This is a genomic window from Micromonospora sp. NPDC002411, from assembly GCF_053592955.1.
This window is the reverse complement of sequence record NZ_JBSFBM010000259.1, coordinates 1-9720: the sequence shown is the minus strand read 5'-3', so window position 1 is coordinate 9720 and position 9720 is coordinate 1. Positions and strand designations below refer to the sequence as shown.

Genomic DNA, 9720 nt, shown 5'->3' with positions numbered 1-9720 from the left:
GTGGAGCCGGGTCGCCGGCGACGCCATGGACCTGACCCTGCTCGGGCGTGCCCTCGCCGACCGGGGCGGTGAACGTCGCCGCCGGGCCGCGTTGACCACAGTCGCGATCGCCGGCATCACCGCCGTCGACGTGCTCTCGGCCGTGCGCATCGGCCGGGCCCGCCGGGCTCGCGCCCGGGTGATCCGGATGGAGATCGCCGTGACGGTCAACCGGTCTCCCGCCGAGGCGTACCGGTTCTGGCGCGACGTGGAGAACCTGCCCCGGTTCATGGCGCACCTCGAATCGGTACGCGCCGACGACCTGCGCCGCTCGCACTGGGTCGCCCGCGGCCCGGCAGGTCGACACGTCGAGTGGGACGCCGAGATCATCGACGACCAGCCGAACAAGTCGATCACCTGGCGATCGTTGCCGGGCACCGGCGTGCCCAACGCCGGTCGGGTGCGCTTCGTGCCCGCGCCCGGTGACCGGGGCACCGAGGTCCGGGTGGAGTTGCGCTACGCGCCACCGGCCGGAGCGCTCGGCCGGGTGGTGGCGAAGCTCTTCGGCGAGGAACCCGAGCAGCAGGTCCGTGACGACCTGCGCCGGTTCAAGCAGGTGCTGGAGACCGGCGAGGTGGTCCGCTCCGAGAGCAGCCCCAACGGCATCTCCGTACGCCAACAGGCCGCACAGCGCCCCGCCCAGCCGCTGCCGCCGTCCCGCCGCTGATCCGTCCACGCTTTCGAGAGGGACCGAGAATGAAGGCCACCGCCTGGATGGGCACCGACAGCGTCAAGGTGATCGACGTACCCGACCCCACGATCATGAACGCCCGGGACGCGATCGTGCGGATCACCACCACCGCGATCTGCGGCTCCGACCTGCACCTCTACCACGGCTACATCCCCGCGATGCGCAAGGGCGACATCCTCGGTCACGAGTTCATGGGCGAGGTGGTCGAGGTGGGCCCGCAGGTCCGCAACCTCAAACCGGGCGACCGGGTGGTGGTGCCCTTCCCGATCGCCTGCGGGCACTGCTCGTCCTGTCAGCGCGGCCTCTACTCGGTGTGCGAGAACTCCAACCCCAACGCCGGGATCGCCGAGAAGATCATGGGGCATTCGCCGGCCGGCATCTTCGGCTACTCCCACCTGCTTGGCGGCTACGCCGGCGGTCAGGCCGAGTACGCCCGGGTGCCGTTCGCCGACGTCGGCCCGCTCAAGGTGCCCGACGAGGTCACCGACGACCAGGCGGTCATGCTCGCCGACGTGTTCCCGACCGGCTACATGGGCGCCGAGATGTGCGACATCAAACCCGGTCAGGTCGTCGCGGTCTGGGGTGCAGGACCGGTCGGGCTGTTCGCCGCGGCCAGCGCCCGGCTGCTCGGCGCCGAGCGGGTGATCATCATCGACCGCTACCCGTACCGGCTGCGGCTGGCCGAGGAGCACATCGATGCCGAGACCATCAACTACGAGGAGTCCGACGTGTTGGACACCCTCAACGAGATGACCGCCGGCCGGGGCCCCGACGCGTGCATCGACGCGGTCGGCCTGGAAGGACACCACGGCAACGCCGCGATGTACGCGTACGACCGGGCGAAGCAGGCCGCGCGCGTCGAGACGGAACGGCCGTTCGCCCTGCGCCAGGCGATCCTGGCCTGCCGCTCGGGCGGGGTGGTGTCGGTCGTCGGCGCGTACGGCGGCTTCGTCGACAAGTTCCCGATGGGCGCGTTCATGAACCGCTCCCTGGTCATGCGGACCGGTCAGTGCCACGTCCAGCGCTACACCCGGCCGCTGCTGGAACGCATCCAGCGCGGCGAGATCGACCCGAGCTTCATCGTCAGCCACCGGATGCCGCTGCGCGACGCCCCGAAGGGCTACAAGATCTTCCAGAAGAAGCAGGACGACTGCACGAAGGTGCTGCTCAAGGTCTGACCGGGCGGCCACCCTGCCGGCCGCGGAGTGCTTCGCGCGCTGCCTCTGGAGCTGATGCCGTAAACGATTCAGGTCCAAAGGGGCCGGCCGCCACCCGAGGTCGCCCTGCGCCGCAAACTCCGGGCGCGTCTCCCGTTGTCCGGCGGCTAGCGTGTCGCCATGGACAGTGGTGGCACGTCGGTGCCGGTCTCGGCCGACCTCACCGTCCGGCTGCGGCCGGTCACCGAGCCCGACCTGGGAATGCTCCGGCGGTTCTGCACCGAGCCGGGCCTGATCGGGCTGGACTGGGCCGGCTTCCGCGACGCCGGCGCGCCGGCCAGGCGGTTCGCCGTAGACGGCTACCTCGGCGAGGACGACGGACGGCTCGTCGTGGAGGTCGAACAGGAACGGGCCGCCGTCGGCATCGTCAGCTACACCGCTGGGCGTTACGCCGGGCGGGCGTCGTACTGGGAGATCGGCATCGTCCTGCTGCCGCCGTGGCGGGGTCGGGGCATCGGCTGGCGGGCGCAGGCGCTTCTCTGCGACTACCTCTTCCAGCACACGCCGGCACAGCGCATCCAGGCCGGCACCCACCCGGAGAACCTGGCCGAGCAGCGGTCGCTGGAGAAGGCCGGCTTTCAGCTCGAAGGCGTCATCCGGGCCTGCGAGTTCCGGGCCGGCCAGTGGCGCGACGGCTACCTCTACAGCCGACTGCGCGACGACCCGCCGCCCGCGGAGCTCGCCGAAGCCCTGCCCGTTAGATGACGGAACGTCCGGGTCGTTGGGCGTCCCCGTTTGTGACCCGGGACCCGGGGAACTCGCCGGGTTCGCCCGCTGGCCGGACGGTCGGCGGTCGAGGGGAGGGAGCGCGTCATGGAGTACGAGCAGATGATCGCCACGGTCCGGCAACGCGCCGGTCTCGGGGAGAACGAGGCTGTCCGGTCCGTGCAGGCCGTCCTGTCGGTGCTCGGGGAACGGCTCGCCGGCCAGGAGGCCGACAACCTGGCGGCGCAACTGCCGGAGCGACTCAACGGGTCCGTCACCCGCAACCCGCAGGGCCGTCGGTGGGACGTCGGCGATTTCCTGAAGCACGTCGGCGACCGCGAGCAGGTCCAGAACGCGGACCAGGTGCGCGAACACGCCCAGGCGGTGCTTCGTACCGTCGCCGAGGCGCTCAACGACGACGAGCGGCACGACCTGCTCGCCCAACTGCCCGGCGGCATCACCGATCTCTTCGGCGTGCCCGCCCCACGCGGCTGAGCACCGAGGCGTCGCGGCCGGCGCGGCTGCGCGGGCCACGCGGTCAGCGGGCGCGGACCCCGGCCTCCACGGTCAGGGTCCCCGCCTCGGCGTCGATCGTTGCCCGCGCGCCGAGCGGCACCGTGAGCTGCCCGTTGCCGTGCCCCAGCCGCAGCCCGCCCAGGACCGGCACACCCAGGTCGTACAGGCGGTCCTTCAGCACCGCCGCCGCATCCCACTCGTCGACTTCGCCGACGCTGTTGGTGATCTGGCCGATGACCACCCCGGCAACCCGGGACAGCACGCCCACCCGGCGCAGCTCCGTCAGCATCATGTCGATGCTGTACGGCGCCTCGTCCACGTCCTCGAAGAACAGGATGGCGCCGTCGAACCTCGGGGCGTCGCCCGCGCCGAGCGAGGTGGAGAGCAACGTCAGGCAGCCGCCGAGCAGCGGACCCGACGCCCGCCCCGGCACCACCACCGGGGCGGCCGTCTCCGCCGGATCCCTGGTGATCGTGACGGGCTCGGTGGTCATCACCGCCTTGCGCAGCGCCTCGGCCGACTCGGGGCCGGTGCGACTGTCACTCCAGTTGACCATCGGGCCGTAGAAGGTGGACAGACCGGTCTCGCGCCAGAGTTTGCCGTGGATGCTGGTGATGTCGCTGAAGCCCACCACCACCCGGGGGTCGCGCCGGACACCCGCCACGTTGATCCGGTCCACGATCCGCTGCGTGCCGTAGCCGCCGCGAGCGGCGAAGACGGCCCGGACACCCGGGTCGTTGAGCGCGGCGTTCAGGTCGGCCAGCCGCTGGGCGTCGGTGCCGGCCAGGTAGCCGTACTTGCTGAAGACATGGGTGCCCAGCTCGACCTCCAGCCCCCAGCCGCGCAGGATCTCGATGCCACGGGCCATGTTCGTCGGGTTGGGAGTGCTGCCGGGCGACACGACCCGAACCCGGTCACCGGGGGCCAACGCCGGTGCCCGCAGCACCCGCTTCGGGCCTCCCGGCGCGGCCTGTGCCGCCTCGACCGGGCCGACGAGCACTGCGCCGCCGGCGGCTGCCGCGCCCATCCCCAGCACCCGCCGCCGGGACAGGGCTGCCCGCGCGGGTCCCTCGGTCAAAGAGTGATCTGTTCCAGACGTGGCCATCGGCGTCTCCTCATCGTCCCCGAAGCGATGTGCGAGCCGCTACAGCCTACGACAACCATCGATCAACCGGAGTGTCCACAACGGACGGACGGACGGACCTAGGGGATGGGCCACTCGTGCACCGGGCGGTTGCTGTGCATCAGGTCCACGTAGTGACGGACCACCTCGCGCAACGCCTCCGGCCGGTCCAGGTGGTCGGCGGACTCCAGTCGGTGCAGCGTCTCCACCTGCCAGCTCGCGCCGTTGCGGCCGGTCAGGCAGCGCTGCTCGATGATGCCGAGCAACCGGTCACGCTCAGCCGGGTCGAGACCCCACCGGTCCAGCCCGTGATGCGCCAGCGGCAACAGCCGGCGCAGCACCAGCTCGGTCACCGGAAGGTAGCCGAGGCCGGGCCAGAACACCTGCGCGTCGATGCCGTGCCGGGCGCAGTTGGTGAAGTTCTCCTCGGCGGCGCTGAACGACATCTGCGACCACAGTGGTCGGTCCGACTCGGCGAGGGCCCGGACCAGCCCGAAGTAGAACGCGCCGTTGGCGACGGTGTCCAAAACGGTCGGGCCGGCCGGCAGCACCCGGTTCTCCACCCGCAGGTGGGGCCGGCCGCGCGACACGTCGTACACCGGGCGGTTCCACCGGTAGACGGTGCCGTTGTGCAGGCGCAACTCGTTGAGGTTGGGCACCTCACCGGCCGCCAGGGCCTGCACCGGGTCCTCCGGGTCGCAGACCGGCAGCAACGCCGGGAAGTAGCGCACGTTCTCCTCGAACAGGTCGAACACGCTGGTGATCCAGCGTTCACCGAACCAGACTCTGGGGCGTACCCCCTGGGCTTTGATCTCTTCCGACCGGGTGTCGGTGGCCTGCTGGAACAGCGGGATGCGGGTCTCGCGCCACAGCTCCCGGCCGAAGAACAGCGGCGAGTTCGCGCCGACCGCGACCTGGATGCCGGCGACCGCCTGGGCGGCGTTCCAGTAGTCGGCGAACTGGGGCGGGCTGACCTGAAGGTGGAACTGGGTGCTGGTGCAGGCCGCCTCCGGGGTGATCGTGTCGGCGGTGACCGCCAACCGTTCCACGCCGCTGATGGCGATCGGCAGATCCTCACCGCGAGCCGCGAAGATCTGTTCGTTGAGCAGCTTGTAACGAGGGTTGGCCGAGAGCGTCTCGGCGGTCAGGTGCTCGGGGCGCAACGTCGGCAGGATGCCGATCATGACCATGTGCGCGCCGATCGTCCGCGCCTTCACCTCGGCGGCGTTGAGGCTGGCCCGCACGTACTCCTCGAAGTCAGCAGTGCCGGTGCCGGTCAGCCGGCGCGGCGGCACGTTGATCTCCACGTTGAACTGGCCCAGCTCGGTCTGGAAGCTCGGGTCGGCGATGGCCGCGAGCACGTCGGCGTTGCGCATCGCCGGGTTCGACGACTCGTCGACGAGGTTCAGCTCGATCTCCACGCCGGTCATCGGCCGGTCGACGTCGAAGCGCGACTCGCGCAGCATCTCCGCGAAGACATCCAGGCAGCGGCGGACCTTGTCGCGATAGCGGGCCCGATCTTCTCGACTGAAGGTTCGTACGCCGACGTCCTCGCCCATGGTCACCACCCTGTCACCGCTGGCCACCCCTAACCTCGCACGTCATCGGCGGGCGGGGGAAGACCCGATGGTCTTCTCCTACCCAGCCGCACGCCTTGATAGCCCAGTCAGCCTGCCCCGATAGCATTGCGGCTCCGAGAGGTGGTGGCGTGCGGATGCGCGAGAAGGTGACCCGGTTGTTCGTCGCGGCGGCGATCGCCGAGGCCTGCTCCTGGCTGGCTCTGCTGGTCGGCATGCTGGTCAAGTACGGCCCGCCGGAGAACGAGCTGGGCGTCAAGATCTTCGGGCCGATCCACGGCGGCCTGTTCGTCGCGTACGGCCTGTTGGTATTGGCCGTGGCCCGGCTGCACCGGTGGAGCCTGCCGGCCACCGCCCTGGCGTTGGCGTGCGCCGTGCCGCCCTTCGCCACTCTGATCTTCGAGCGCTGGGCCCGCCGCCGGGGCATGCTCGGCGTCGACCGCCAGCCCGCCCGCGAGCCCGCGCCGGTCGGCTGAACGGGCTGATCCGTCAGGTCTGATCCGGGTCGGGGGCGGTCAGGTCAGCGCGGAACAGGCCACGACCCCGGCCAGCAAGAGCCCGCCCAGGAACGCCTGCAACAGCAACGGCGGCCCGAGGTGCGACCAGAGCGTCGCGGTACGCGGGGTCAGCAGTTGCCCGGTGGTGAGGTTGACGATCCGCTCGATCCGGGGCGGCAGCTCCGGGTCCCGTTGCGGACGCAGGGTGAGTTGCACCTGGTCCGCCGGGTGCAGCGCACTCTGCGGCAGATGGCCGTGCAGCTCCACCTCGCAGAGCTGACCGGCGGTGTTGCGCAGTCGCACCGGTGTGACCAGATATTCCGGGCCCTGCTTCAACTGCTTCCAGCGGCGACGGGAGCCGCCACCGCCGAACGAGAAGAGCGAGCGCAGCAGCAGCGCGGGCAGGCTGGCGATCGCCGCCGCCGCGAGCACCGCCACCAGCACCGGCTGCCCGATGCGTACCTCGCGGGTGTAACCGTCCAACAGGCGGATCAGGCGCCCCGTGACGATTCGCTCCGTCGGGTGCACGATCCGTCGGGTATCGAGTCCGCTGTCCATCTCCACCACCGAGAGTCCGCTTGTGTTCACAGATCGTATCGACGTCCTCGGTTGAACGACGTGAATGAAACCTGGTCACGGGCTCACGGCAGCGAGGTGACATCCCGGGCGACAGGGGTAAGCGGGGGGCCGAGCTGGAAAGGGGTCGAGCATGCAGCTGTCCTTCCTGCGCCCGCTCTACGACCGTCCCGGGCCGTGGTGCTCGGTGTACCTGGACGCCTCCGCGGACACGGAGGACGCCCATCCCGCGTTGGACCTGCGCTGGCGCGCCTTGCAGGGTCAACTCGCCGACCAGGGGGCCGACGAGGCGAGCATCGCCGCGCTGGACCGGGTGATCCGTGGGCACGACCCGATGGTCGGGGACTACGGCCTCGCGGTCTTCGCCAGTCACGGCCGGGTGGTGCTCTCCGAGTACCTGTCCGCGCCGCCACGGCGCGACCTGGCCAGTTTCGCGCCGCTGCCACACGTCATGCCGCTGCTCGCCCAGCGCGGCGAACAGGTGGCCTGGGTGCGGGTGATCGCCGACCGGATGGGCGCCGATGCCATGGCGGTCAGCGCCGGAGGGGTTCCCCGGCGGGCGCACGTCGCCGGTCGGGACGAGTTCCCGCTGCGGCGGACGAAGCCGGGTGGCTGGTCCCAGTCGCGGTATCAGCGGGCGGCCATGGAGGCCTGGCACCAGAACGCCGGCGACGTCACCGCCGCGACAGTGGACCTGGCCGACAGGGTCGGCGCCGACGTCGTGGTCGTCGCCGGTGACGTCCGCGCCACCGGAATGATCGCCGCGCAGATGCCAGAGCGGTGGCAGGACCTCGTGGTCCGTACCGACGCCGGATCCCGGGCCGGCGGCGCCGACCAGACGATGCTCGACGACCTCACCGTGCAGACCATCGCGGAGGTCGCCGACCAGCGGATCGCCGCCGCGCTGGACAAGTTCGGTGTGCAGGAGGACGTCGGCGGCGGTCTCGACGCGGTCGTCTCGGCCCTGCAACGCAACCAGGTGGACACGATGATCATCGTGGACGACCCGTCGGCCAACGGTGAGCTGTGGATCGGCGCGGAGCCCACCGAGATCGCCGTCGACCCGGGGCAGCTCGCCGCCATGTCGGTGGACGACCCGCAACGGGTACGCGCCGACGCGGCGCTGGTCCGGGCGCTCGTCGGCACCGACGCCGCGCTGACCGTGCTCGGACCGGACGAGGCGCCCGAGCTGACCGACGGCGTCGGCGCGGTGCTGCGCTACGTCGACCCCAGCACACCGGGGCGCGGCAATGGCTGAGCGCCTCGTCGCGGACCTGGTGGTGGAACGGCTCCTGGCCTGGCGGGTACCCCGTGCCTTCGGCTACCCGGGGGCGGCGATCGCCCCGTTGGTCGAGGCGTTGGAGAGCACCGGAGGCGAACCGGCGTTCATCCCGGCGCGACACGAGGAGACCGCCTCGTTCATGGCCACCGGGCACGCCAAGTTCACCGGCGGCATCGGGGTCTGCCTCGCCACCCAGGGGCCCAGCGCCGTCCAACTGCTCAACGGCCTCTACGACGCCAAGCTGGACAGCAAACCGGTGGTCGCGATCGTCGGGGAGGACATCTCCGGGCCACTCGGCGGCGCGCACCAGGAGATCGGGTTGAGCCGGCTCTTCGGGGACGTGTGCAACCAGTTCGTCCGGTACGGCCGCAGCCCCGAGGACGTTGCGGCACTGCTGGACCAGGCGTTCCGTACGGCGGCGGCGACCCGCAGCCCGACCTGCGTGGTGCTGCCCCGGCAGTTGCAGGAGGCCGTGGTGCCCGACCTGCAGCCGTCCGCCGTCGGGGTGGTCTCGGCGACCCCGGGTGAGCCGCTGGCCCGGGTGCTGCCGCACGACGTGGACCTCGACGCCGCCGCCCAACTGCTCAGCGGCGGCCAGCGCGTCGCGATCCTGGTCGGCCAGGGCGGCCGCGACGCGGCCCCCGAGATCATCGAGGTGGCCGACCGGCTCGGTGCCGGCGTGGCCACCTCACTGCTGGGCAAGCCGGTGCTCGACGAGCGGCTACCGTTCCACACCGGTGTCCTCGGCGAGGTCGGCACCCCGGCCGCGGCCGAACTGATGGGCGGCTGCGACACGCTGCTGATGGTCGGCACCAACGACCCGTGGACCGACTACTTCCCGATGCCGGAACAGGCCCGCACGGTGCAGATCGACATCGACGGTCGCCGGATCGGCGCCCGCTACCCGGCCGACGTCCCGCTCGTCGGTGACGCCGCCGAAACCCTGCGGGCGCTGCTGACCCGTCTGCGCGGCCAACCCGAGCAGCGGTGGCGCGCCACCGTGGAGGCCTCGGTGGACCGGTGGCGTGACGTCGCCGCCGACCGGGTCGCCGCGCCCGCCGACCCGGTCAACCCGCAACTCGTCCTCCAGGAGTTGTCCGCCCGGCTGCCGGGCACCGGCGCCGTCGCGGTCGACGTCGGCTCGGTCCTCTACTGGTACGCCCGGCACCTCACCCTGCCGCCGGGGGTGAACGCCCAACTGTGCGGCACGCTCGGCTCGATGGGCTGCGCCCTGCCGTACGCGGTGGCCGCCAAGCTCGCCGCCCCCGACCAACCGGTGGTCGCGCTGGTCGGCGACGGGGCGATGCAGCTCAACGGGCTCGCCGAGCTGATCACCGTCTCCCACCACTGGCAGCAGTGGCGGGACCCTCGCCTGGTGGTGCTGGTGCTCAACAACCGGGACCAGAACGGCATGGGCGGTGGGCTGGCCCCATCGCCTCGGTGCTCGGCCACCCGGACAGCACCGCCGTCGAGCCGGACCGGGCGTTCAAGGAACTC

General features: G+C 71.4%; 10 protein-coding genes. 7 read left to right on the top strand and 3 right to left on the bottom strand.

All coding sequences use genetic code 11. From position 1 onward, the window contains the following. The 4 genes from ACWCO3_RS25650 to ACWCO3_RS25635 form a co-directional block, all read left to right on the top strand. On the top strand, positions 1-706 hold a 706-nt coding region (locus ACWCO3_RS25650; protein WP_450012432.1), incomplete at its 5' end, for an SRPBCC family protein. Between the two features lie 29 nt (positions 707-735). Next, a complete protein-coding gene (locus ACWCO3_RS25645; RefSeq protein WP_145782344.1) occupies positions 736-1908 on the top strand; it encodes a zinc-dependent alcohol dehydrogenase in 1173 nt (390 codons plus the stop codon). Between the two features lie 159 nt (positions 1909-2067). After that, a complete protein-coding gene (locus ACWCO3_RS25640; RefSeq protein ID WP_145782338.1) occupies positions 2068-2652 on the top strand; it encodes a GNAT family N-acetyltransferase in 585 nt (194 codons plus the stop codon). 108 nt (positions 2653-2760) lie between these two features. Next, on the top strand, positions 2761-3147 hold the full coding sequence (locus ACWCO3_RS25635; protein WP_145782332.1) for a DUF2267 domain-containing protein: 387 nt from the start codon (positions 2761-2763) through the stop codon (positions 3145-3147). A gap of 43 nt (positions 3148-3190) precedes the next feature. Here the strand turns inward: ACWCO3_RS25635 and ACWCO3_RS25630 are convergent, their stop codons facing one another. Further along, the gene (locus tag ACWCO3_RS25630; protein WP_450012429.1) at positions 3191-4273 is read right to left on the bottom strand and encodes a S66 peptidase family protein; all 1083 of its coding nucleotides are present in this window, start codon (positions 4271-4273) and stop codon (positions 3191-3193) included. A 98-nt stretch (positions 4274-4371) separates the two neighbouring features. Then, positions 4372-5850, bottom strand: coding sequence for a glutamate--cysteine ligase (locus tag ACWCO3_RS25625; protein ID WP_357838191.1), 1479 nt, complete (start codon positions 5848-5850; stop codon positions 4372-4374). Positions 5851-6005: 155 nt separating this feature from the next. Here ACWCO3_RS25625 and ACWCO3_RS25620 point away from each other — a divergent pair, with 155 nt between their 5' ends. Continuing rightward, the gene (locus tag ACWCO3_RS25620; RefSeq protein ID WP_145785665.1) at positions 6006-6344 is read left to right on the top strand and encodes a DUF3817 domain-containing protein; all 339 of its coding nucleotides are present in this window, start codon (positions 6006-6008) and stop codon (positions 6342-6344) included. 39 nt (positions 6345-6383) lie between these two features. On the opposite strand, the gene ACWCO3_RS25615 is transcribed toward ACWCO3_RS25620, so the two are convergent. Further along, positions 6384-6932, bottom strand: a complete 549-nt coding sequence (locus tag ACWCO3_RS25615) for a hypothetical protein (RefSeq protein ID WP_208745177.1) — start codon at positions 6930-6932, stop codon at positions 6384-6386. A gap of 142 nt (positions 6933-7074) precedes the next feature. On the opposite strand from ACWCO3_RS25615, the gene ACWCO3_RS25610 reads away from it, so the two are divergent. Continuing rightward, positions 7075-8199: a baeRF2 domain-containing protein gene (locus tag ACWCO3_RS25610; protein WP_145782316.1), complete on the top strand. Its 1125-nt coding sequence runs from the start codon at positions 7075-7077 to the stop codon at positions 8197-8199. Then, positions 8192-9720: thiamine pyrophosphate-binding protein (locus tag ACWCO3_RS25605; protein WP_450012426.1), on the top strand; the 1529-nt coding region annotated here is incomplete at its 3' end. The genes ACWCO3_RS25610 and ACWCO3_RS25605, both read left to right, overlap by 8 nt.

Bases quoted from the DNA above. Each gene is read 5' to 3' on its own strand.
- ACWCO3_RS25645 (WP_145782344.1), top strand. From the start codon at position 736: ATGAAGGCCACCGCCTGGATGGGCACCGACAGCGTCAAGGTGATCGAC.
- ACWCO3_RS25640 (WP_145782338.1), top strand. From the start codon at position 2,068: ATGGACAGTGGTGGCACGTCGGTGCCGGTCTCGGCCGACCTCACCGTC.
- ACWCO3_RS25635 (WP_145782332.1), top strand. From the start codon at position 2,761: ATGGAGTACGAGCAGATGATCGCCACGGTCCGGCAACGCGCCGGTCTC.
- ACWCO3_RS25630 (WP_450012429.1), bottom strand. From the start codon at position 4,273: ATGGCCACGTCTGGAACAGATCACTCTTTGACCGAGGGACCCGCGCGG.
- ACWCO3_RS25625 (WP_357838191.1), bottom strand. From the start codon at position 5,850: ATGGGCGAGGACGTCGGCGTACGAACCTTCAGTCGAGAAGATCGGGCC.
- ACWCO3_RS25620 (WP_145785665.1), top strand. From the start codon at position 6,006: ATGCGCGAGAAGGTGACCCGGTTGTTCGTCGCGGCGGCGATCGCCGAG.
- ACWCO3_RS25610 (WP_145782316.1), top strand. From the start codon at position 7,075: ATGCAGCTGTCCTTCCTGCGCCCGCTCTACGACCGTCCCGGGCCGTGG.